The following is a 22,945-nucleotide window of genomic DNA, read 5'->3' on the forward strand; positions in this document are numbered from 1 at the left end:
CGTTGTGGCAAAAAATGTTCGCACCATTCTGGGAGTCGCCTGTCGGGACTATCTGCACGAACGCCTGCTTTCCGCATGCGCGGTGCTGGGGCTGGTGGCGGCGCTCTCTCCCCTGCTGATCCTGTACGGCGTCAAATACGGTCTGGTGCAAACACTGACAGAGCGCCTTCTGCAGGATCCGCGCAATCTGGAAATCACTCCGGTGAGCAGCGGCAAGTTCACGGCAGACTATCTTGCGCGGTTGCAGGCGCATCCGGATGTGATCTTTGTTGTGCCGCGCACCCGCAGTATTTCCGCCACCATGACCCTGCGCGGCGCAAGCGGCGACAGCCGCCGGGAGCTTGTGGCGTCTCTTGAGCCCAGCGGGCCCGGCGACCCCCTGCTGGCCCGGTACGCGGCAGCGTTTTCTCCCATGCCGTCCAATCTCGCCGCAGAGAGCATCGGCATCACCATTTCCGCGACAATAGCGGAAAAACTGGGGCTTGCCCCGAACGACCGGCTTTGGGGCAGGGTAGAACGCCGCTACAGGGGCGCTGCGGAAACAGCCCGGGTATCTCTGCATGTTGCGGGCATTCTGCCCTTGGCAGCGCAACAAAAAGACGTTATCTACGCGCCCCTGCCGCTTGTGCAGGCAACAGAAGACTATCGCGACGGGCGCGGTGTGCCCGAACTGGGAGAGCACAACGGTTGGTCGGGAGATCCTCTGCCGCGCGAAGAACGCACATATCCCGGATTCAGACTCCATGCCCGCAGTCTGGAAGCTGTGGTTGCCCTGCGCGCGGCCTTTGCCGCGCAGAATATTGAGGTCTATACCCGCGCGGAAGAAATCGAGCAGGTCACCAGCCTTTCCCGCACCCTTGACCTGATTTTCGCGCTCATCTGTGCAGCCACGGCAGCGGGCTTTCTGGCATCCACCGCCAGCAGCGTTCTGGCAGGGATCAAACGCAAGGAGCGCATACTCGGCCTCCTGCGGCTCAACGGCTTCACCACCGGCTCGCTCATGCTTTTTCCCCTCGCGCAAACGGCGCTCACATCCCTTGCCGGATTCCTGCTGTCCGGCGGCGTCTACACGGCAGCGGCCGCAGTCATCAACCGCATGTTCCGCCCCGATCTGGCAGATGCAGAGCACATCTGCCGCCTGTTGCCGGAGCATTTTCTGCTGGCTCTTGCCGCTGTTCTCCTGCTTTCCCTGCTGGCGGCCATCGGCCCGGCGCTGCGCGCCGCCCGCATCGAACCTTCGGAGGTCATCCGTGAATACTGATTCGGGCCGGAAAACACACGGTCTGGCGGCGCTGTTCGCCGGTATGGCGCTGTGCGGCCTGCTTGTGCTGACAAGCCCGCCGTCGTGGGCCGCTCTGGCGCGCAAAAACGAAACCAGCGTGACCGCAGCCTGCAACCCCAGGCCCGATCCTGCCGACATTGTGCTGCCCATGCCCTGCGGGCTTTCCATGATCTTCAGGCTCGTTGCCGTGCCCGCGCGGGGCCTGCTGTGGGACATGCCCATGCGGCCGGGCATTGACGACAGCGCCAACCATGACAGGGCGTTTTATGACCGCAGATATGCGGCCACCCTTTCCGGCGCTTTTACCCTGGAAGACCTGCCCCCCGCATGGCGCAAGCTCGCGCCCGCAGGGCACAACCATTTTTACGGCATTGCCAGATACGAAGTCTCGCGCCTGCAATGGGCGGCGGTCATGGACAACATGTGCCCCCCTGCCGACACTGTTGACAGTGCAGCAGCGCTCCCCGCAACAGACATGACTTGGTATGACGCCGTGGAGTTTACCCGCCGCTACACGGCCTGGCTCCTGCAAAACGCTCCCGCCGCCCTGCCGCGCTTTGCGGGAGACGCCAAGAATGTGGGTTTTCTCCGCCTGCCCACAGAAACGGAATGGGAATACGCCGCCCGCGGCGCCCATGCGGCCAGCAGCCAGCAACTGTCGCAGGAGGATTTTTTTCCGCTTCCTCCCGCTGCCAGCAAGGCAGATTATGCCGTATACCGCCCGGAAGGGCAGACGCGCGCCGAATCTCTGGCCGCCATCGGCTCGCGCAAGCCCAACCCCATCGGGCTTCACGACACGGCGGGCAATGCCGCAGAAATGGTGCTGGACACGTTTCGCTTTTCTCTGGGCGGACGCCTGCACGGTTCAGCGGGCGGTTTTGTGCGCAAGGGCGGCTCCTTTTTGTCCGGAGAGGCGGAAATTCTGCCGGGGCGGCGGGAAGAAACCCCTTTCTTCCTGACCGACGGCCCGGCCCATGCCCGCGATCTGGGTTTTCGGCCTGTCATTTCCGGCATCAACACCCCCGGAGGAAACCGCCCGCAAGACCTGAGGGCGGCGTGGAACAAGGCCGGAGAAGAAATGGCCCCCCTCCCCCAGTCCGGCCACATTGCCCGCAATCCGCTGGAAGAGCTTGACCGTCTTCTGGCAGCCGCGCCTGACGCCAATGTGCGCAAAAACCTGCTGGAACTGCGCAATACCATCAAGGAAAACAATATCATACAAGAACGCCAGAAGCAGGTGGAGGCGCAGTCCCTGTTGCGCACCAGCGCCTATATGGTGGAGATCATACGCAACCACAACATACGGCGCAAAAGCCTCCAACTGAAAATCGCGGATATAGAAAAAGAACAGGCCACAGCCCGGGGCGCAGACCTTGAAAAGCTGCGCCAGATCATGAATACTGCCCGCAAAGGAGTCGACACCTTTGACGCCAACATTGAGCAGGCACTGACCTTTTACCGCAGCAAGGTGGAAGAAGGCGCGCAACTGAGCCCGCAGGCCTTTGCCGATGCCCGCGACATGGTGAGCAAGGATTTTCGTGGAAAGGACGATTTTGCCCAGAATATGGCCCGCCATCTTGCCCTGTTCCAGCGCCATGTGGATTTTTTGCGCAAAAACAGGCCACTGTCGCGTCTGGCCATGAAAAGCGAGATCGTTGAGCGCCGTTTCCAGTAAGGTGCGGCATCTTTTCTCCGGAAAATTTTTTGCCCGGCCCTTGCAGCGCACAGGCCGTTTTGCCCGTGCGGGCTCCGGCCCTTCATCCTGGCGCCATGCGCGCCAGACAACAACAAAAGGAGTCCATAATGGCAGACGCTTTGCGTATCGGCTGGATCGGCATCGGCGTCATGGGGCTGTCCATGGCGGGGCACCTTCTTGAGGCGGGCTGGCCGCTCACCATACATACCCGCACCAAAAGCAAGGCCGAGCCGCTGCTGGCCAAAGGCGCACAGTGGGCAGACACGCCGCGCGCCGTGGCTCAGGCTTCTGACGCGGTCTTCTCCATTGTGAGCTACCCGCGCGATGTGGAAAAAGTGCATCTGGGAGAAAACGGCGTGCTGGAAGGCTTGGCGCCGGGAGGCATTTTGTGCGACATGAGCACGTCCAGCCCCGCCCTTGCGGAAAAAATTGCTCTCGCGGCGCAGGCAAAAGGATGCTTTGCTCTTGATGCGCCGGTCACCGGGGGGGATGTGGGCGCGCGCCAGGCCAGCCTGTCCATTTTTGTGGGCGGAGACAAGGCGGCCTATGCCCGCATTTTGCCCTGCCTGGAGAAAATGGGGACAAGAGTCCTGCACTGCGGTGAAGCCGGATTCGGGCAAAAGGCCAAGCTGGCGAACCAACTGGCTGTTGCGGGCGTCACGCTTGGCGTGTGCGAATCCTTTCTCTTCGCTCAGGAGGCCAAGCTCGACGTTGCCCAGTGGATGGAACTGGTGGCCGTGGGGGCCGGGGGCAGCGTGGCCATGAACACGCTGGGCAAGCGTACCCTCAAGGGGGATTTTTCCCCAGGATTTTTTATTGACCATTTTGTCAAGGATCTGGGTTTGTGCCTGGAGGAATGCCGCCGCATGAACCTTGTGCTGCCCTGCACGGAGCTGGCGGACGAACTGTACCGCATCAGCCAGGCCAAGGGATACGGGAGCAAGGGAACACACGCTCTGCTCCAATGCCTGGCGGAAATGTCCAACAAGGAATGGCACAGCCGCGGCTGAGCGCGGTTGCAGGCAAGCACAGGAAGGATTTTCTGATGAGTGCTCCCCCTGATGTTCCTGCCCACCTCTTCCAAAACGGCGGGCAGCAAGCTTCGCCGGGCAACAGCAAGGCTGTGGAGCCGGAAATTCTGGAGCCGGATACGCACAGTGGGGAGCGGCAACGTTTTTCGTCTCAGGCATCGGCCGGAGCGGGCCACGGTCACGAAGGCGCATTCCGTACACGACATTTTGGCCCGCACGCAGGATTATCGTTTCAGACGAGCGGCTGCCTGCCCTTCTTTGTCACCTTTGCGCTTTTTCTGGTCTGCCTGACAAAGTTCGGATTGCTGGCGGGTATCGGCTTTCTTTTCTTCCATACCGTGGGCTCCATCGCCGGAGTGCTCCATGCCCTGCGCCTTTTCGGCAGAGGGCAGGATCCGGGGGCACGCTGGGCATGGCGGCTGGGCAACTGGGCAATTTCTCTGGCGCTGACAGCATGGCTGGCGGGATGAGAGCGGCAACCTCCAATTTTCGCACTTTCAGCAAAGGAGTCCGTATGCGGGTCAAAGCCGAAACGCCCCATGACACAGCGGCTGAAAAAACGATTTTCCGTTTTGCCGTGCAACTGCTCAGCGGGCCCATTGCTCCGTCCCATAGGAAAAGAAATCCCGTACCGCCAATGCGCGTCATAGACATTCGCGGCTCCCAGACTCTGGACGCGCTGCATATGACCATATTTCGGGCTTTTGACCGTGAAGACGACCACATGTACGAATTCCAGATCGGCGGCAAGAAGCCCATGGACAGGAAAGCCCTCCGGTATGGTCTTGCCCTGGATGATGCGTATCCGGAAGAAAAAAGCGCAAAGGCGACTACCATTGCCGCATTGAACCTGAAACCGGGAAACCTCTTTTTCTACTGGTTTGATTTCGGTGACGACTGGTGGCATGAAGTGCGCCTGCTGGAGATAAATCCCCCGGTAAAGGGTAAAGGCCGCTATCCCCGCATTGTGGAAAGGAGAGGTGAAAGTCCTCCACAGTATGCTGACTGGGAAGATAACGGCTCCGTATCGGACGATAGAGATTTTCTTTTTCCAGAGATTGTCCGGAAAATAGAAGGAGCTGCCGCTGCACTGGCAGAGCAGCGACAAGACGAGATTTTTTCTCTTGTGGAGAACTTCTGCAAGTCTCACCTTACGGAAAACTACATTGATATTTGTGAAGAGTTGCTTGACGCGGCGTATTGCACATGGCTTCCGCTGGAACGCGGCAAGGCGCAAAGCTGGGCAGCAGGCGTGGTGCACGCAGCGGGCATGATCAATTTTCTGCACGCTCCGGATTCCAAGCCGCATATGAAACTGCGCGACATTGCGCAGCACTTTGGCGTATCACCGGCAACCATGGAAAAGAAAAGCCGCGAAATCCGGGATGCCGTTGATACTTTCCCTCTGGATCCGCGGTTTTGCCTCCCCGAGTACACGAACGATGGCCCGAATGTATGGCTGAAGGTTCTGGACGGGCTCATCGTCGATTTGCGCGAACAGCTGCGCAAAAAACAGGGAGGTGTGGTGATTCCGTTTTCGCCGAACGCCCCAACTTCCCCAAAGAAAAAAGAAGAAGCCCCAAAGGAAAACAAAAAGAAGGCGTCGAAAAAAAGATAAAAAGGCCTGTAAGCAGGCTCTGTAATCCCCTCCAGAAAATGGTAGCCTTTGAAAGTAGAATTTCCCCCATACCCATGAAGCGGGAGATTTTAGCGGTATGACTGGCTGAATCAATATCTCTTTGAGTCATTGGATACAGGCGTTTGCCACAGCTTGGCTCTGGACCTATAATAATGAACGGCCCAACATGGGCATCGGCGGCATCACCCCGGCCATGAAACTGAAACGGGCGGCATAAGCTCTACTTTCGAAGCCTACCACAAATGGGGAGATTACAGGGACAATCGCTGTTTTCGCCGGGGACTCTCTTGCCGGGGACAAAGATCAAAGCGTCAGGCGTCTGTGACGGCAAAAGAAAATTCGTTGTTTCCCGTATCTTCTACGCCGCAGCAAAAGCGCTTCGCAATGGTGTTGTTTGCGGTGGAGGTCAGAATCGTTGGCCTACGGCCGCAGATTTCTGCGGGTCGGCGACAAACTCGAAGGCGCAGAAATGACTTCGTCCATCTTCTGCCATGCCCGCGCTGCAGCGCCGTTGAGGACGTAGCCCCTGAACCGGACTACCCGTAGACACCCTGGACGGAGAGGCGCGGAAGCCTCGTGGCTACCCGTCTTTGCACAATCAATATGCCCTGATGTACTCGTCCAGGCTTTCTGCGGAGCAGTTGCGGCTCACCCAATAGGCTGATGCCCAGACCATGAGGGCTGTTGCCTGGGTATCGTCAAGGCTCTTCAGTTTGGACTCAAGGCTGGACCGGCTCGCACCGTGGCGCAGGTGCACATTGTTCACATCACAGGCATCCGCAATGCGCAGTAAAAGATACGAAAGGCGCGTGTGGTCGGGCATGAGCTTCATATCCTTGTGCGCCTCCACAACGGTTTTCAGTTCCGCAGCGGTGAACGCGGCCTTGATGCTGGAGATCGCCCGAAAAAACGTGTCCACAGCCCAGGGAAGAATGAATTCTGCCCCGGCGCTCTTGGTCCGGAAGTAGTCTTTGAGCCAGCGTTCCTGCTCGGTATTGATGCGCGCTGCAACCTGCGGCATGCTTCCCCCTGGTTGTTGTCGGCATCTGCGGCGCATTGTCTGACGCCGGTTTCGGCAACCGCTACGCGAAGTTGAGCAAATTTTCCCAAAAAAGTCTAGACTTTTTTCCGAACGCGGCCTGCCCCGGAGCTTCACTTTCCTCCGGGGCTGTGCCTTTCAAAACGATTTCTCACCCACCACCGTGCAGCGCGGCTGCCTCATGACGGAGAAGCGGCAGAATTTTCCGCGCCTTCAGCCACTGCCTTCTGCAGGACATCCGGGGGCAGGGCTGCAAGCTGCGCCACCACCGACGGGTCAAAGCCCTTGTCCAGTTCAAGCACGGACAAAGCCTTTTCCGGACTCATGCCCGAACGGTACGATCTGGGGCTGACCAGCGAGCAAAAGGCATTGACGACCGCAAGAATACGGGCGTGCATATTGATGGCGTCCCCCGACAACTGGCGCGGCTGCCCGCTGCCGTCCAGGCGTTCGCCCATCTGGTAAATGGCTTCGGGAACAGGCAGGCCGAGTTGCAGGTCGCGCAGGGTGCGGTATGCGTATTCCGGGGCGCGCCGCACCTCTTGCTGTTCTTCGGCCGTCAGTTTGTCCTTTTTGGTCAAAAGATGGTGCGGCACAAAGATTTTTCCGATCTGGGACAGGCGTGCCGCCAGTCGCAGGGTTTCCTTGTCGGCAGCGGACAGGCGCATGCTTTCCGCCAGAGCATCCACCAACTGCTCCATTTTCTGCGAATGCCCGATAAAGTGAACGTCCACGCTTTCGATGGCCCGCACCAGAGCGGCTGTGATGTTTGCCTGCCGCTTGCGCGCTTCTTCTGCCCGGCGGCGGAACTCGGTGATATCCTGGAAAATGGCGACGCAGCCGCCAAAATTGGAAGAAAACCCCCCTTCCTGCTCTGTAAAGGGATACAGCGTCACGCGGAAAAGCAGGGTAGAGTCCCCATGGGGCAAAGATACCTCTGCGCAGCCTTCCTTGCCGCTGACGCTCACCTGCTCTATGCACTGCAACAGGCCGGTGGACGCATCCCCCGGCAGAACATCGGCAAGCGCAACGGAATCCAGAGCATCTTCGCTCTGCCCGACAATCTGGGTAAAGGCGGGATTCACCATTTTTACAAGCCCCTGCTTGTCCACCAGCAGCAGACCTGTTTGCAGGGAAGCGTTGACGCTGTCCAGCATGAGCTTTTGCTGCCGGATCACTGTATACAGGCGCTGGAAATGGCTGGCTGTCGCCTTGTGGGAACGGCTGACAAGCGATGCCCAGATAAAGGCCAGCAACAGGGAAATACCCAGGCTGCCCAGGATGCCGAGCCCGTAGATTTGCCGCGCCTGCCCGGCAAGCGCGCTGTCGATAAGGGGAGCGGGAACTTCGAGAACAATCTGCCAGTCGGGATTGGACAACTGGTTTCCGAGCGAATAGACCTCGCCTGTGGCACAAAAAGCCTGCCTGCGCTGAAAAGCGAAATTGCCTTCGGCGGGAGCGGATGCAAGGCGGGAAAGGACAGGGCTGCCGTCACGCAAGGCCACCATCTCGCCGCCCCCGGACGTGCGCTGCAAAATGCACGGGAACAGGTCATTCCCATGCTCCGGGCTGACCGCAAGAAACTCGGTCAGGCTCCGCGCAACGGGCACTGTGGCGAAAAGAACCGCCACCGGCCTGTTTTCTCCCCGCCCCAAGGCCTCATACATGGGATCTGCCATGTCCATGACCAATTCTGCTCCCACAGCGCGTATGGGGCCGAAAACAGTATTTTTCTTCTCCAGAGCGCTGCGCGCCAGCAGGGCCTGATCCGCACTCAGGGCCGGTTCCTGCTCCTGCACGATCAGCGGTGCGGTTTCGGTTGAAAGAATGCGCGCAGAAACCCAGTGGCGGCTTTGCGCAAATTCTTTCAGCAAATCCTGCATGTAGCGCATCTGTTCGGCAAGGCCGGACAAGGCACTGTCACTCTCGGCCGTTGCAGGCAAAAAAAGCTTTTTCTGCTCGTCCGGATCAAGGGCGCTCACATCCACGGCAAACAGGCGGAACATTTCCGCCGAACTGACAAACCTGGCCTGCTCCACAAGGCCGGATCGCCACGTGCGGATACCCTCCAGGGATTTTTCAATCCAAGCCCGCTGCACATCGCTCTGCACGCTCAACACCTCATGGGTGGTGCTTTTCAGTTGCAGATGGCACAAAACATAGGCAATGGAAGATGCTACCAGAAGCAGCGCAAGGCACACGACAGCCACGACTGTTTTTTTCAGACGGTAGCGTGCCAGAATTTGTTGCGAACCCATTTCTTGCGTAGTCATAAGCCAGATCCTAATTGAGTGTGCGCCCCTTGATGTGGGCCCAGCGGGAGCGCTCATTGATCGAATACTGGGGACTGTACTGCCGGACGCGAGAATGGGGCAGAACCGCACTACTCACATTGTCCAGCACATAGGCATTGTCATCAAGATAGACGACCAAAACCGCATGGGCCAGATTCCGGACGGTATCGCGCACGACCACGATGCGCATGTCTTCTGCCGGCACTCCCAGTTCCTTGAGGCTGAAATATTTGACAATCGCATAATCTTCGCAATCGCCGGACTTTTTCAGAAACTCCATCGGAATGGCCCAGTAATCTTCTTTTCCCCAGTTGACGATGTCCGTCTTGTACGGCCAGGTATTCCAGAACGCATTGACATGCCGCAAAAGTTCCAGCGATTTTTTCCCCTTGCTGCCGTCCTGAAAAATTTTCCATGTGACATTTTTTTTGAAAACCTGGTCAAGGGAAAAAATATGATTGGCCTTGTTTCGTTGCAGCAGGTCAATCCAGCCGGGCAAAGAAGAAAGGGGCCGCTTGAACTCCACCGTGCCGAAAAGCTTGACCTTGGGCGCAGAGCTTTTCTGCTCACCCGCAGCATCCTCCGCCGGGGCGGCTGCATCGTCCCCCTGCGGGCCTTCGCGCGTGGCCGCCACCGCGTCTACGACGGTGCCTGCCGCTGTGCCCGACGCTGCCTCTGCCTGCTTGTCGAAGGTTTTGGGCACGGCGGGAGCAGTTTCTTCCGTCATCGTTGGCCGTTCGGAAACTTCTGGCGAGCCACTTGCGCCGGGCTGGCGGCCCGTATCGTGCTCCGCAGCCACGGCAAAGCTGCCCGCAATGCATGCAATAATGATGCAAACGGCAAAAATAGCGAGTATGGGCTTTCGGAAAGGTCTGCGCATAGTGGTTTTGTCCAAGTCTTCGATACAGGATATTCGCTACGGGCCGGGACGTCCAGCCCTTTCAGCGCACCATCGGAAACCGGAAAAATCTACCGTCCCGTTCCAATGAACTTGCCAACCAGCCCGGGCAGGTATATGCTTGATAAACTTTGGGCAGTTAGCTCAGTTGGTTGAGCACCGCCCTTACAAGGCGGGGACCACAGGTTCAAGTCCTGTACTGCCCACCATATTTGCAAAAAGCCGGATGCAGCAGGGCCGAAAGACCTTGCCGCATCCGGCTTCAGCCTGACGGGGAAAACTTCGCATGGCGGGATTTGCCCCGTCCAACAAGGCGGCTTGGGGGAAAATGCATTCGCGACTGATCTGCCAAACCTGCCTTTGCCTTCACTTTTCCCCGCCTTTTTTGGGGGCAGGCCAGTCCCAAGGACATCATCGAACGCTGAAAAATCCTGTTATGCAGCCATGCCCAAAGCCAGAACAAACCAGAAGGCAGGAAGGACGGCAAAGGTTCAACAGAAAAATGCCATTTTTCTGTTGACAGCTTCCGCACGGTTTTGTATTCATCTTTTTCGCAGTGGGCTGTCGTTCAATTGGCAGGACGGCGGATTCTGGCTCCGCTAATCAAGGTTCGAGTCCTTGCAGCCCAGCCAGCCCCATGCGTCCCCATCGTCTAGTCGGCCCAGGACAACGGCCTTTCACGCCGTCGACAGGGGTTCAAATCCCCTTGGGGACGCCAAATGATTCCCATAGGTTACGCTCCAGTAGCCTTTAAATTACCCGGTTCTGTGTACCGGGACTGTGTACCGGCTCTCCTGATCTGCAAATCGGGAGAGCCATTTTTTTTGTCCGCAAAGTTGAGCACCTTCGCGGGGCCTCTTCCTTCCATTACCGCCAGCACCTTTTGCTCATGCTCCGCTTCGTAGCCAAGGCTCCGCAGATAGCGGGCCGTGGTGTTCGGATTCGTATGCCTGAGCTGGCGCTGCACTACGCTGAGTTCCGTGCCTTCGTTGAACAGTATGCTGGCGTGAAGGTGCCGAATGGCGTGAAAGCCAAACGGTTTCACCTTGGCTCGTTTGCATATCGTGTCCATGAAATGCCCTCTGGCCCGGTAAGGTTCTCCGGGGTTGTGCCAGGGGCTTGGCGAATCATCAAGACATGTGAACACCCAAGCCGTCTTGTAGGGCCGCACTTCCAGCCAGTACAGCAACGCTTCCCGCAAGGGAGTCGCAAGCGGCACCCAATCGTGGCGCATTGATCTGTCGCTGGTTTTGCACGTTCCAAGACGTACCCGGTTCCGTTTGAAGTCAATATCTTCCCACTCCAGGCGGAAGATTTCGCTTCGCCTTGCGCCCAAGTAGAAGAAAGCCAGCAACATGGCTTTATCCTGGGCCTCCGCAACGGCCACCACCTTCCAAAAGTCTTCCTCGCTCGGAACATAGCGGGGTTTCCGCTGCTCCTTGAAGCGTGGAATCGAAAGGAAAGGATTCGGCGTTGTCGGAAAGCCGTCCATGTAGCGCCTTCCCCATTCCCATGCAGCCGCAAGATTCTTCCGATCCTTATTGGCGGAAAAGCCGGAACGGGTGTCGTTCTGCTTCTGCAAGTACCTCATAACCATATCCGGCGTAATTGCCTCCAGTTGGGTGACTTTTGTGTGGGAGATAAACATTTTGAACACGCGCACTTTCTCCTTGAAAGTCTGCTTGGTAAACTGCTGCTCGGTGTAGGCGCTATACCTATTCGCCCATTCCGTAACAGTCGGCGTAACCGTAGGGGTCACTATCGTCTGTTCCGCCAGCATTTGTTCTCTTGTTTCCCTTTCCCACTTGGCGGCGTCCCGCTTCCCTTCCAATCCGTTGGGGAACAGTTTTGTGGCTACGACTTTCCTGTCGATTTTTACCACCGCCCGCCATTGCACACCCGCCTTTGTTGGGTATCGTGTTGGCATCCAGTATTTCCCTTATGCGATTTTCAAAGAACCGTAGGCGTCCTGGTGCAACCCACACGCCACCGTACAATTCAGGATATTTCGTAATTGTTCGGCGGTCAACCCCTAAAAGCTCCGCAACTTGCGAAACCGTCATAGGTGCGCCATATTCCTGTTGTAATTCTTTGAGTCCCATAGGCCAAAACTTCTATTTTTGTGGCAATCTTATGCCTTTTTTCTTAGGAAATTCCTATACAATGGGGTAAAAAAAATCACTCTGTCTCTGGAGTGCCATATTTGTCTTTAAGGCGATTAACCGCCAAAAAGGTATTTACCGATTCCTGCACGGACATTGCCGCCGCCGTCAACGCTTCACGTGGCGCTGTCGCCCGGCTCGGAGCCTTGGCGACACGGCTTTCGCAAAGATCCATCGTCAAATCAAGCAACTCCCGCGCCTTTTCCTCATATTCCCGCAAAGCATCCTCGTGCCGTTCCATACGAACCCTCCGTAATGATTATCTGATGCCTTTTCTAATTTCTTTATCCAGTTCCCTTTTTGCAACCGACAAAAGATAACCGAGATCATCCCCCAAGGCTAAAGCCATGCGGCTGGCATCGGCAATCGTGACGCTCTGCGGCTTGCCTGTGTGGTATGTCTTGCTGCGAATCTGCGCCCATTTGGTCGCCGCCGCATTGCCGGACAATTCCGGCCATACCTTCACGGCAAACTGGCCTTTCTTGAGGTTGTCCTCTTCCATACGCATGGCGACAATATCAACAAATTTCCGTTCCAGGCGTTGCGAATAATTTTCTCCGGCCATGCTCCCTCCAATCGGCTACAACTTTCTCTAAAAATTTCCCTACCCGGAAAATCTTTCCTTGTCTATAGGAATGTTCGTAGTTATTTTACGATAAATCCTTATCACCAAGGAATGGTAAAAAACTATGTATGACGCAATAAATTCACTTGTTAGTATTATTGGATCGCATGAAAAGGTCGCTTTTTTCCTCGGATATTCCGATAGACAATACAGGAATATTCGTAGAAAAATTCGTCATGGAGAAGAACTTCCGCCGCGAATTTCCAATCTCATTATCGTGAAACTACAAGAAATTCAGCAGAATACCGGAGCAAGTCATGTCCGGTAAGCCGCTGCGTCACAACATGGCAAAAGTGGAATTTCTTGGATGTTTGGAAAAAATTGAATCCATGCTGGCGCAAGGATTCAGCAAGCGCATCATTTATGAAAGGCTCTTTGAAGAAAAACGCCTCACAATGGCTTACGTCACCTTCTGTAAGCTCACAGTGAGGGCAGCACAATCTTCTCTCCCCGTTGCCCCGCAACTCAATGCCGCTCCTGTTCTCGAAAAAGCGGTAAGCCATCCACCGCCAGCGGCAAATCCGCAACCGCTTGCGCAGCAAGCTCCCCGCTCTGGCCCCCGAATCATCAAATCAGACAAAGAACCGTTCCCCAATCCCAAAGGGATGAAAATATCAGACGGTATTTAACCGCACAGGAGACGAGACAATGGCAACAGTGCATTTCATTCAGCAAGGCAAGGGCGGCGTGGGCAAATCCATGATTGCGTCAATTCTGTATCAGGTGTTGGGCCTTCTCGGTAAAAAAGTCACAGCATTTGATACTGATCCGGTAAACGCTACGTTGACCGGATTCCAAGAATTTAAGGAAGTAAAATGTCTTGATATTCTAAAAAACGGCGACATTGATCCCCGGCAGTTTGACACGCTGATCGACGCGATCATGGAACAAGGCCCGGAAACCCACGTTATTGTGGATAATGGCGCTTCCTCCTTCCTCGCCCTCAACAGCTATATCAAGGAAAACGACATCATCGGGATTCTGGAAGAATCCGGGCATTTCGTCTTTTTTCATTCGGTGATCACGGGTGGGCAAGCCATTGCTGATACAGTTCTCGGTCTGCGCTCCCTGGCTCTCGGTTTCCCCGAAACGCCCATTGTGGTCTGGCTGAATCCCTACTTCGGGGAAATCGTCATGGATGGAATGTCATTTGAAGAATTTAAGGTGTACCAAGAATTTCAAAATCAATTCCACGCTGTTATCACCATTCCTCAAGGCAACAAGGCCACCATCGGCAAAGACCTGGAAACCATGTTCGCCAAGCGTTTGAGTTTCAAAAACGCTATCGAATCCAGCCAGTCCATAGTGGTGCGCTCCCGTTTGCAACGCTATCGGAACGAACTGGTGGAAGCCGTGACCAGCGCGGCTCTGGTGTAGGGGGAAACCATGTCGCAAGAAAATCCCCCTGCCGTGCAAAAAGAGGAACCGCCCACCCCTCTTGAAACGGAATTGGGCAATGCGCCGGGCGTGGGCCTCACGCTCGAGCAAATCCGTTCCGTGGTTTCCAAAGCCCATGATGTAATGCTGCCGAAAGACGATGCCACGCTGATGATCGCCACAATCCTCAACGCCTATCTGACGGAAGTGGATAGGCTCCAGGCACGGCATGAAAAGGGGTTGACCCGGCTCATGGCCGAAAAAACGGACGAATATGTTTCCGGCGTACAGGCGGCGGTAAATCAGCTTTCCGCAAGCCTTTCCTCTGCTTCGGTTGAAGGTATTCGCAAAGTCTTTGACGATCACTCAGCCACTTTGAAAACATTCAGGAGCAATGTCTACCTCGCCGCCGTCATTGTTGGCATGTCGGCGCTTTTGAATGTGGCTGTCTTTATATTGAAGGCGGTTCACTGATGCTCCGGGCCTGTGACGATCCCCGGCTGCTGGCCGGGCTGCGCCATTCCTGCGGGCCTGTCTTTATTGACGCGCTGGAAAACCCGGAAGTCATAGAAATTATGCTCAATCCTGACGGTACGCTGTGGATTGAGAAATATGGGCAAGACCATGAATGTATCAGCACCATTGAGCCAGCCAAAGGCAGATTGATACTATCCCAGGTGGCAAGCGGCCTGAATCTGACGGTCAATGAACGCAACCCCATAGTGGAAGGAGAATTTCCGCTGGATGGTTCACGATTTGAAGGGACGTTCCCGCCGATTGTCGGCCCCGGCCCTTCGTTCTCGCTCCGTAAAAAAGCCAGCCGGGTATTTACCCTCCAAGAATACTTGGCTTCCGGCTCCATCACGGCGCGGGTGATCGATATTATCCATGACGCCGTGCTGCGGCGCTGGAATATCGTGGTCGTGGGGGGAACCTCCAGCGGAAAAACCACCTTTGTTAATGCGGTCATTGACGCTGTTTCCACGCTCACGCCGTCACACCGCCTGATTATCATAGAGGATACGGCGGAACTCCAATCCAAAAGCCCCAACGCCGTGTTTTTCCGTACATCGGTCATTGCTGACGTTGATATGCGGAAGCTGGCGAAGGTCAGTATGCGCTACGCCCCAAAGCGTATTCTGATAGGCGAAGTGCGGGACGCCGCCGCCCTGGAACTCCTGAAACTGTGGAACACGGGGCATCCGGGCGGGATAGGTACATTTCACGCGGACAGCGCGGAAGAAGCCTTACCCCGCCTGGAAGAACTGGTAGAGGAAGCTGGCCTTGGCCCCAAGCAGAAATTGATAGGCCGGGCGGTTGATCTGGTGGTGTTCATGGAAAAGACACCTGACAATCGGCGGCAAATATCGAACATCCTGCGCGTGGACGGCTTTGACCCCAAAACAGACACCTACAAAACGGAATATCTTTACAACGTAAAGGCGGAACAAGGCGCATGAACACTGAACAGGCGCACGATCCCGGCAACCTTCGCTGCGGGAAGTGCAACAAACTTCTGGCAAAGGGCCGCATAGAAGCTGGAGAAATCGAGCTCGTTTGCCCTCGCTGCAAAAGCAGAATCGTCCTGCGGGCTATAAGCCCCAACGCCGCGCCGCATGACGGCCTCCACGGAGATCGTTATGCGCGTAACCAACTTCCTTCCCTCTCGTAAAGCCTCTTTCTCCCGCCTTGCCGTTTTCGGCTTTCTGGCTCTCTGCCTTTGCTTCCCCGACATTGCCGCCGCATCGGGCGGCATCACGGAATTTTCCAGCCCCCTGGAACGGGTGGTGAACACCATCACTGGCCCGGCTGGTAAATGGATTTCCATTGTCGCTATGGCCCTCTGCGGCGTCATATTCATAATGAATAAGGACGACATTTCCGGGGGCTTCAAGTTGCTGCTCTCGGTAGTCTTCGGCATCAGCTTCATTGCCTTTGCCGCATCCATCGTCAACAGCGTGTTTTCCTTCTCCGGGGCGGTTATATGAGCCGTCCGCTGCCCATTCATCAATCTTTGCACCGCCATGCCCATATCCTTGGCGCGGAAAGGGAGCTGGTTATGACCAGCGCCCTGGTCGCGCTGCTGGTGGGCGTGGGCGGCCTGACGGCTGTTTCCGTCACGTCCGCAGTCGGCTTCTGGATTGCGGCGGTGTTCGCGCTCCGGCGCATGGCAAAGGCTGATCCGATTATGAGCCGGGTCTGGCTGCGGCATATCAAACAACAGGAGTTTTACCCGGCCAAGGCAAGCCGCTGGCGGCCTGTAGGGGGTTTCAAATGCTGAAACTTACCGACTACCGTTCCAGGGCCAAAGGCCTACCGGATTTGCTCCCCTATGCCGCGCTGGTCGCGCCGGGCGTCATTCTCAACAAAGACGGTTCGTTTCTGGCTGCCTGGGAAATCCGGGGGCAAGATACCGCCAGTTCCACGCCTGACGAACTGGCCTTTGTGTCCGCGCAGTTCAATAACGCGATCCGGCTGCTCGGTACGGGCTGGATGCTCCATATAGATTCCATCCGTAGCAGTCACCGGGCTTACCCCGCGCAGGAGAAAGGCCATTTCCCCGATCCTGTGACGCAGCTCATTGACGATGAACGCCGGGCCTATTTCAGCGGAAACCGTTGTTTCAGTACCAGCACTGTCTTTTCAGTCACCTACAAGCCGAACTTTGGAGCGGCCCAATTATCTGCACGGACGGCGGGGAAGGTACAGGCGGGAACAGCGACAAGCCCCGTACTGGAAAAAGCCTTGGGGCAGTTTCAAAACACCCTGGAAGAACTGGAAGATGCCTTGTCTTCGGTTCTGCATATGCAACGGCTTTCGGAATATGAGGCATATTCCGATGATGGTGAAACCTATACGCAATCTGACCTTTTAACCCATATCCAGCATTGTGTTTCCGGCGATTTGCACCCGCTGCGAGTGCCGGAAAAACCTATGTATCTGGATCACCTTCTTGCCAGCAATGATCTGGTCGGGGGAGTAATCCCCCGGCTTGGCGGGAAACACCTTGCGCTGATTTCCATTGACGGACTGCCGCAAGAATCCTTCCCGGCCATGTTCGCGGATTTGGAATCTCTCCCTCTGGAGTATCGTTTCTCCACGCGGTTCATCTGCCTGGATCAATACGATGCCACAAAGGAAATAGACTCCTATCGTAAGGGCTGGCGGCAACAGGTGTACCGCTTCCTTGATCAGTTCTTTAATAACCCCAACGCCCGCGCCAACCGTGACGCGCTGCTCATGGCCGAAGACGCGGAAACCGCCCTGACCGAAGTTCAGGGCGGGTATGTCGGCGCTGGCTATCTGACTTCCTGCATCGTTCTGATGCACGAAAATCAGGAGCAGTTGCAGGATTGGGCGCGGGAACTGCGCCGGAATATCCAGACGCTTGGTTTCGGCTGCCGGATTGAAAACATCAACGCACTGGAAGCCTGGCTCGGTACGCATCCGGGCAACGGATACGCCAATCTGCGGCGGCCTATGGTCAATACGCTGAATTTGGCTGATTTGCTTCCCCTGGCTTCGGTCTGGACGGGTTCACCCGTATGCCCCTGCCCGTTCTATCCGCCGAACTCCCGGCCCCTGGCCGTGCTGACCACGGATAAATCCACGCCGTTCTGGTTCAATATCCATGTGGGCGATCTCGGCCACACATTGATTTTCGGGCCGACTGGCGCGGGTAAATCCACGTTGCTGGCAACGCTGGCCGCGCAATTCCGATGCTATGAAAACTCCCGCATTTACGCCTTTGACAAGGGCATGAGCATGTTTCCGCTCTGCCTCGGCTCCGGCGGAACGCATTATAACATCGGCAATTCTGACCAGCTTTCTTTCGCCCCGCTCCAGCGCATTGATTCCGAAGCGGAACGGGCCTGGGCGGAAGAATGGATAGCTTCCCTCATGGAGTTGCAGCAAATCACGGTCATGCCGTCACACCGCAACGCCATTCACGCGGCAATGCTGGACTTGTCGGCACAGCCGGAAAATCTGCGCTCCCTGACCAGTTTCTACCACATCGTTCAGGATAATCAGATTAAAGACGCTATCCAGCACTACACCGCGCAAGGAGCAATGGGGCGGCTGCTGGATGCGGATACGGACGATCTGACGCTTTCACCCATGATGGTCTTTGAAATTGAAGACCTGATGAACCTGGGCGACAAAAACCTGATTCCGGTTCTGACCTACCTTTTCCACCGTATTGAAACGTCACTGGACGGGACGCCGACCATCCTTGTGCTGGATGAAGCGTGGATCATGCTCGGCCACCCGGTATTCAGGGCCAAGATCAGGGAATGGCTGAAAGTCATGCGTAAGGCGAATTGCGCGGTAATCCTTGCCACGCAAAGCCTTTCTGATGCTAAAAACTCCGGCATCCTTGACGTTCTGGCCGAATCCTGCCCGACAAAAATATTCCTGCCCAACATCACGGCCACACAAGAGGCGCAACGCGAACTCTATGTGGGCATGGGCCTGAATGAAACCCAAATCAACATTATCGCCCGCGCCACGCCGAAGCGCGATTACTACGTTGTTTCTCCCCTCGGCAGACGGCAAGTGCAGCTTGCCCTTGGCCCCAAGACGCTGGCCTTTGTCGGTTCCTCTGACAAGGAAAGCATTGCCCGTATTCAGGAGCTTGAGGCGGAATACGGCGTCAACGGCTGGCAATCTGAATGGCTGCGGGAGCGCGGCGCGGCATAACCACAACGCCGGGGGAATCCGTTCCCCCGGCCTTTCTATGGGAGTTCTTATGAAAAAGTACCTTTTGAGCCTCGCCGTGCTGGTGATGTTTGCCACACCCGCCCATGCGCTGACGGTTACATGCACGAATTGCAGCACGAATTTGGTGCAACTGCTTGATCGGATTACCAGCATGGAGCAGTTGCAGAACGTCATTGGTCAGTACCACGAAAATATTCAGCAAACCGCACAGCAAATCCGCATGGTGCAGCAAAATATCGAGCAGTACGCCAACATGGTGCAGAACACCATGCAGCTTCCGGCGAACCTGATCAATGAAGTCAAAGGAAGCCTGACCAGACTTTCCATCCTCACCAGCAAACTGAAAACCCAACGTGGTGACATTGTGGCCCTTGGGGAAGTTTTCAATTCTTTATTTCCTGAACTGAACTTCCTCGGCGGCTTGGCTGCTTCCACTCCTGAACAGGTAGAGGCGGCAAATGCTAGATACAGGGAACAGTGGGATAAATGGGCCGAAACGGTTGATCAGGCTTCCCAGGCCACTTTCCAGCTTTCCGGCCAGCAGCTTGAAGAACTGCAAAAAGACGCCGGGCGCTTCGATCAATACCTTGACGAGCTGCTTTCCACACCTGACGGCCAGCAAAAGGCGATTATGGCCGGAAACCAGCTTTCCGCCCTCCAGGTGCAGGAAGCCCGGCAGCTCCGCGAACTCATGGCCACACAGGTGCAGTCGAACTTGGCCAGCCAGATGAAAGCGGAAAAAGAAAGCCAAATGTCGGAAGAGGCATGGCGAAACACCTTGAAAACTGACCGAATCGGCAAGGCGAAGGCCAAGGCCGATCCCTTTTAGGAGCGGCCATGAAAAAGCATTTTCTGCTTCTGGCCGCGCTCTGCCTCCCGGCGCTGGCGCTCCTGCTCCTGCCGGAACAGGCGTATGCGGCTGATGAAGATTTCGTGTCCCGGCTGGTGCATGAGTTTTATACCAAAACAAGCACCTGGGAACCGACTTTAAAGCGATATGCGCTAACCGTGTTCCGCTGGCTGGTTATTCTGGAAGTCTGCTTCCTGGGTATCAAAGCCGCGCTCAACCGTGATCAGCTTGGCGATATTCTGAAACAGTTCGTCATGCTCCTGCTCATGGCCGGGTTTTTCATGGCCGTTATCAACTACTATCAGGAATGGGCCTGGAACCTGATTAACGGCCTTGGTGCAATCGGCAGAGAACTCACGCCGGGCGGCTACTCTTCGGAATCTCCATTTTTGACCGGGATGCAGCTCGTCAAACTGGTTCTGGACAAACTCTCTATCTGGTCGCCGGGCAATTCCATTGCTCTGCTTATTGCCGCCCTGGTGATCATTGTCTGCTTTGCGCTGATTTCCGCGCAAGTGGTGTTCATCAAATGCGAAGCCATGATTGCAATGGCGGCGGCGATAATTCTGGTTGCCTTCGGCGGTAGCGCCTTCCTGAAAGATTATGCCGTCAACGCCATTCGCTACGTTCTGGCCGTGGCCTTCAAACTCTTTGTCATGCAGCTCGTTCTTGGGGTGGGCATTGCCTTTATTGAAGGCTTTTCCACGTCCACGGCGGAATTGCAGGATATTTTTGTGGTCATTGGCGCGTCCGTGGTGCTTCTCGCCTTGGTCAAATCCCTGCCGGATGTATGCGCGGGCATTATCAACGGTTCCCACGTTTCCAGCGGCGCGGCGCTCACTGCTTCTGCCGCCGCCGTGGGCGGCGCGGCCATCGGCGCAATGGTCGCCGGAAGCAACACCGTTCAGAACGTGAAAGATGCATCGAAACTGGCGGGTATGGACGGGGCAAGCGGCCTCGGCAAAGCGGCTGGCATGGCGAAAGCTATGTGGGGGGCGCGGCAGGACGCTAAGAGTTCAGGGGAAAAAGCCCTTAGTACCCGTACCCGCTCTGAAATGCAGGAACGTCTGGAACGCGCCCGCATGGGCAACGATAAAAAGAACAACGGCGAAAACTCTTAACCTATGGCGGTATCTATGTCTTTTTTCAAATCCAAAGCAAAACCGCCCGTAGCGGAAAAAGGGGGAAGCCCCTACCTGAACGGGCGAGAGGAATGGCTTGAACGCTACGGCTCCTATATCAGCCGGGCGGCGCAATGGCGCATGGCGGCGTTTATCTGTCTGATTATCACGGTGGTTTCTATCTCCGGCAACGTCATACAGGCCAGCCAAGTCAAAACCATTCCCTACATCATCGAGGTAGACAAGCTCGGCAACATGGGGGCTGTGGCACGGGCGGATCGAGCCAGCGCAACCCCGAAACGGCTGATTCAGGCCGAAATTGCCAAGTGCATCAGTGATTGGCGCACGGTCACGGCGGACGTGGAACTTCAGCAAAAAATGATCGAGCGGCTTTCCTTCTTCATGGCCGGAAGCGCCAAGGGCGTTTTGCGCCAATGGTATGAGGCCAATAATCCCTATGAGATCGCCAAAACCGGAAAGCTGGTGCATGTGGAAATCAAAGGTCTGCCGCTGCCTGTCAGCTCCGATTCCTACCGGGTGGAATGGGTTGAAACCGTCCGCAGTCATGCGGGTGTCATGCTGGATTCGCACACCTATGAAGCTACGGTGACAATCCAGATCAACCCGCCCACGGCGGACGCCGTTCTGCTTCGCAATCCGGGCGGCGTCTACATCACGGCGCTGTCGGCCGGAAAGGTCGTTGGAGCGCAAAACACTCCCATTCAGAAAGAACAATGAGGTTCGCCATGAAAAAGATACTATTTCTGACTCTCGCCCTGGCGCTGTGCGCCGGAAATGCGTTTGCGGCCCAGGACATTCCCCCCGGTTATCCTCCGGCCATTGATGGCATCGGCGGCTCCCAAAATAACGGCGGGGCTACCCCGGAGATCGACTATATCAGCCCCAAGGTCGTGCCGCTCACGCCAAAGGAGAAAAAGGCTCTCAGCCTGTCGAATGATTGGGCGCGGCAAAACATTGATCCGGTTTTGTCCGGTGGCGGCAAGGTCGTTTACGTCCACGGGGCGAGTTTGCCCACGATTGTGGCAACACCCATGCAAGTTTCCGATGTGGAGCTTGAAGCTGGAGAGGTGGTCAATGAAATCGTTGTGGGCGACTCGGCCCGCTGGATGGTGGAATCCGGCTCGGCTGGTTCCGGCCCTGACGCCAGAGTACATTTGTTTATCAAGCCAGTGGACGCCGGGCTTGAAAGCTCCACGGTTATCACCACAAACCGCCGTGTTTATCATCTGCGCCTTGTTTCCCAACGCAAAGGCTACACGCCCTATGTCGGTTTTCTTTACGCGGATTCGCTGAACCGCCAAAGCGCGGCCCGGCAAGCCAAAGCCGCCAAGGAACAGGAATGGAACTCCACCACCATTGACGGCCAGCAAGCCGATTTATCCAAACTGAATTTCAACTACGAAGTGAAGGGCAAAGCCGCCTGGAAGCCGGAGCGCGTCTATGATGATGGGCGGCAAACCTTTATCCGGCTGCCGGAGAAAACCGCGTCCGGGGAAATGCCCGTGCTGCTCGTCCGCAAGGGGAGCCGTGACGTACTGGTGAATTACCGGGTGAAAGACGCGGCAATGGTTGTTGACGGGCTGTTTGAGCGGATCGCGCTCATTGTCGGCGTGGACGGCGATCAAGAAAAAGTCGAAGTCATAAGGGGGGAAAAGTAATGCGTATCTTTATTTTTCCGCTGTTACTCATGGTGTTGCTGGCTTCTGGCTGTGCGGGGCGTGGGCCTGTCGGCTCTTACTGCGGGCCGCTGCCGGAAGAGAGCGCCGTTACTGCTATCGCCGCCGATGCCGTGGACTGCCTCTCTACTTTGTATCCTCCTGGGCATACCTCCGTTCACCTTGTCCCGGCCAAGGACGTGGGCAATAACTTTGTGCAAGCCTTTGAAAACGGTTTGCGGACAAAGGGTTTTACGCTGATTCCCGATGCGCGGCCTGATGCCCTGGCTATCGCCTACACCCTGGATGCAATGGACGAAAAAAGCGCATGGTATCTGCAACTCCGCATTTCGGACACAGCGGAACAGGGAAAATCCATTGCGCGGGCTTACACCGCCAGCGGCCAGCCGGAAGCCGGGCAAAGCCGCACGGAAATAGAGTTCAAGCGTTCCATGTTGCAAAAGGCTGCGGACAAAACAAAGGAAACGGCGGGGAAAGCCTATGATACTCCCCGTAGTTTCCTCATGGAATAG

24 protein-coding genes, 3 tRNA genes and 1 pseudogene are annotated in these 22,945 nt (G+C 56.3%); 22 read left to right on the forward strand and 6 right to left on the reverse strand.

Annotated elements, in window-relative coordinates:
* Positions 1-4 precede the first annotated feature (4 nt).
* The 6 genes and pseudogenes from EII23_RS01590 to EII23_RS01615 all read left to right on the forward strand — a co-directional run.
* The gene (locus EII23_RS01590; RefSeq protein ID WP_260424547.1) at positions 5-1,261 is read left to right on the forward strand and encodes an ABC transporter permease; all 1,257 of its coding nucleotides are present in this window, start codon (positions 5-7) and stop codon (positions 1,259-1,261) included.
* Positions 1,251-2,957, forward strand: a complete 1,707-nt coding sequence (locus EII23_RS01595) for a formylglycine-generating enzyme family protein (RefSeq protein ID WP_260424548.1) — start codon at positions 1,251-1,253, stop codon at positions 2,955-2,957. The genes EII23_RS01590 and EII23_RS01595 overlap by 11 nt, the downstream gene beginning before the upstream one ends.
* 128 nt (positions 2,958-3,085) lie before the next feature.
* Positions 3,086-3,988, forward strand: coding sequence for an NAD(P)-dependent oxidoreductase (locus EII23_RS01600; protein WP_124791452.1), 903 nt, complete (start codon positions 3,086-3,088; stop codon positions 3,986-3,988).
* Between the two features lie 35 nt (positions 3,989-4,023).
* Positions 4,024-4,479 carry a hypothetical protein gene (locus EII23_RS01605; protein ID WP_124791454.1) on the forward strand — a complete coding sequence of 152 codons (456 nt, stop codon included), beginning with the start codon at positions 4,024-4,026 and terminating at the stop codon, positions 4,477-4,479.
* A gap of 167 nt (positions 4,480-4,646) precedes the next feature.
* Positions 4,647-5,627, forward strand: coding sequence for a plasmid pRiA4b ORF-3 family protein (locus EII23_RS01610; RefSeq protein WP_260424554.1), 981 nt, complete (start codon positions 4,647-4,649; stop codon positions 5,625-5,627).
* 93 nt (positions 5,628-5,720) lie between these two features.
* A pseudogene (locus EII23_RS01615) lies at positions 5,721-5,865 on the forward strand (integrase core domain-containing protein); the annotation flags it as partial.
* 381 nt (positions 5,866-6,246) lie between these two features.
* On the opposite strand, the gene EII23_RS01620 reads toward EII23_RS01615, so the two are convergent.
* From EII23_RS01620 to EII23_RS01630, 3 genes are all read right to left on the reverse strand, one after another.
* A complete protein-coding gene (locus EII23_RS01620) occupies positions 6,247-6,669 on the reverse strand; it encodes a hypothetical protein (protein WP_124791458.1) in 423 nt (140 codons plus the stop codon).
* A gap of 197 nt (positions 6,670-6,866) precedes the next feature.
* Positions 6,867-8,960 carry an HD domain-containing phosphohydrolase gene (locus EII23_RS01625; protein WP_124791460.1) on the reverse strand — a complete coding sequence of 698 codons (2,094 nt, stop codon included), beginning with the start codon at positions 8,958-8,960 and terminating at the stop codon, positions 6,867-6,869.
* A gap of 10 nt (positions 8,961-8,970) precedes the next feature.
* Positions 8,971-9,861 (reverse strand): transglutaminase-like cysteine peptidase, encoded by an 891-nt coding sequence (locus EII23_RS01630; RefSeq protein ID WP_124791462.1) that lies wholly within the window; start codon positions 9,859-9,861, stop codon positions 8,971-8,973.
* 151 nt (positions 9,862-10,012) lie between these two features.
* On the opposite strand from EII23_RS01630, the gene EII23_RS01635 reads away from it, so the two are divergent.
* The 3 genes from EII23_RS01635 to EII23_RS01645 all read left to right on the forward strand — a co-directional run bounded on the left by EII23_RS01635 (position 10,013) and on the right by EII23_RS01645 (position 10,597).
* Positions 10,013-10,088, forward strand: a tRNA-Val gene (locus EII23_RS01635).
* A gap of 348 nt (positions 10,089-10,436) precedes the next feature.
* Positions 10,437-10,511, forward strand: a tRNA-Gln gene (locus EII23_RS01640).
* 9 nt (positions 10,512-10,520) lie between these two features.
* Positions 10,521-10,597: transfer RNA gene (locus EII23_RS01645), tRNA-Glu, on the forward strand.
* A 15-nt stretch (positions 10,598-10,612) separates the two neighbouring features.
* On the opposite strand, the gene EII23_RS01650 is transcribed toward EII23_RS01645, so the two are convergent.
* The 3 genes from EII23_RS01650 to EII23_RS01660 form a co-directional block, all read right to left on the reverse strand.
* Entirely contained in the window at positions 10,613-11,806 is a 1,194-nt protein-coding gene (locus EII23_RS01650) for a site-specific integrase (protein WP_124791464.1), read from the reverse strand.
* 251 nt (positions 11,807-12,057) lie between these two features.
* Positions 12,058-12,282, reverse strand: coding sequence for a hypothetical protein (locus EII23_RS01655; RefSeq protein ID WP_124791466.1), 225 nt, complete (start codon positions 12,280-12,282; stop codon positions 12,058-12,060).
* 18 nt (positions 12,283-12,300) lie between these two features.
* Positions 12,301-12,606: an immunity protein gene (locus EII23_RS01660; RefSeq protein ID WP_124791468.1), complete on the reverse strand. Its 306-nt coding sequence runs from the start codon at positions 12,604-12,606 to the stop codon at positions 12,301-12,303.
* 317 nt (positions 12,607-12,923) lie between these two features.
* On the opposite strand from EII23_RS01660, the gene EII23_RS01665 reads away from it, so the two are divergent.
* Genes EII23_RS01665 through EII23_RS01725 form a run of 13 tightly spaced genes read left to right on the forward strand, consistent with a single transcriptional unit; the run spans position 12,924 to position 22,945 of the window.
* Positions 12,924-13,295 (forward strand): TraK family protein, encoded by a 372-nt coding sequence (locus EII23_RS01665; RefSeq protein WP_124791470.1) that lies wholly within the window; start codon positions 12,924-12,926, stop codon positions 13,293-13,295.
* Positions 13,296-13,314: 19 nt separating this feature from the next.
* Positions 13,315-14,043: a conjugal transfer protein TraL gene (locus EII23_RS01670; protein WP_124791471.1), complete on the forward strand. Its 729-nt coding sequence runs from the start codon at positions 13,315-13,317 to the stop codon at positions 14,041-14,043.
* A gap of 9 nt (positions 14,044-14,052) precedes the next feature.
* Complete coding sequence (locus EII23_RS01675) at positions 14,053-14,517, forward strand: hypothetical protein (protein WP_124791473.1); 465 nt, start codon at positions 14,053-14,055, stop codon at positions 14,515-14,517.
* Positions 14,517-15,503 carry a P-type conjugative transfer ATPase TrbB gene (trbB, locus tag EII23_RS01680; RefSeq protein ID WP_311768146.1) on the forward strand — a complete coding sequence of 329 codons (987 nt, stop codon included), beginning with the start codon at positions 14,517-14,519 and terminating at the stop codon, positions 15,501-15,503. Before EII23_RS01675 ends, trbB begins: the two co-directional genes overlap by 1 nt.
* On the forward strand, positions 15,500-15,715 hold the full coding sequence (locus EII23_RS01685) for a Com family DNA-binding transcriptional regulator (protein ID WP_124791477.1): 216 nt from the start codon (positions 15,500-15,502) through the stop codon (positions 15,713-15,715). Before trbB ends, EII23_RS01685 begins: the two co-directional genes overlap by 4 nt.
* Positions 15,684-16,031, forward strand: coding sequence for a TrbC/VirB2 family protein (locus EII23_RS01690; protein ID WP_124791479.1), 348 nt, complete (start codon positions 15,684-15,686; stop codon positions 16,029-16,031). Before EII23_RS01685 ends, EII23_RS01690 begins: the two co-directional genes overlap by 32 nt.
* Positions 16,028-16,324, forward strand: a complete 297-nt coding sequence (gene trbD / locus EII23_RS01695) for a conjugal transfer protein TrbD (protein WP_124791481.1) — start codon at positions 16,028-16,030, stop codon at positions 16,322-16,324. Before EII23_RS01690 ends, trbD begins: the two co-directional genes overlap by 4 nt.
* Positions 16,318-18,744: a conjugal transfer protein TrbE gene (locus tag EII23_RS01700; protein ID WP_124791483.1), complete on the forward strand. Its 2,427-nt coding sequence runs from the start codon at positions 16,318-16,320 to the stop codon at positions 18,742-18,744. Before trbD ends, EII23_RS01700 begins: the two co-directional genes overlap by 7 nt.
* A gap of 49 nt (positions 18,745-18,793) precedes the next feature.
* Positions 18,794-19,594, forward strand: coding sequence for a P-type conjugative transfer protein TrbJ (trbJ, locus tag EII23_RS01705; RefSeq protein WP_124791485.1), 801 nt, complete (start codon positions 18,794-18,796; stop codon positions 19,592-19,594).
* Between the two features lie 8 nt (positions 19,595-19,602).
* The gene (gene trbL, locus EII23_RS01710) at positions 19,603-20,736 is read left to right on the forward strand and encodes a P-type conjugative transfer protein TrbL (RefSeq protein WP_124791487.1); all 1,134 of its coding nucleotides are present in this window, start codon (positions 19,603-19,605) and stop codon (positions 20,734-20,736) included.
* 15 nt (positions 20,737-20,751) lie between these two features.
* Entirely contained in the window at positions 20,752-21,474 is a 723-nt protein-coding gene (locus EII23_RS01715) for a type IV secretion system protein (protein WP_124791489.1), read from the forward strand.
* Positions 21,475-21,482: 8 nt separating this feature from the next.
* Entirely contained in the window at positions 21,483-22,415 is a 933-nt protein-coding gene (gene trbG, locus EII23_RS01720; RefSeq protein WP_124791491.1) for a P-type conjugative transfer protein TrbG, read from the forward strand.
* Positions 22,415-22,945 (forward strand): hypothetical protein, encoded by a 531-nt coding sequence (locus EII23_RS01725; RefSeq protein WP_124791493.1) that lies wholly within the window; start codon positions 22,415-22,417, stop codon positions 22,943-22,945. Before trbG ends, EII23_RS01725 begins: the two co-directional genes overlap by 1 nt.

It is taken from the genome of Desulfovibrio sp. OH1186_COT-070 (genome assembly GCF_003860215.1).
In the GTDB taxonomy this organism is placed as follows: domain Bacteria; phylum Desulfobacterota; class Desulfovibrionia; order Desulfovibrionales; family Desulfovibrionaceae; genus Desulfovibrio.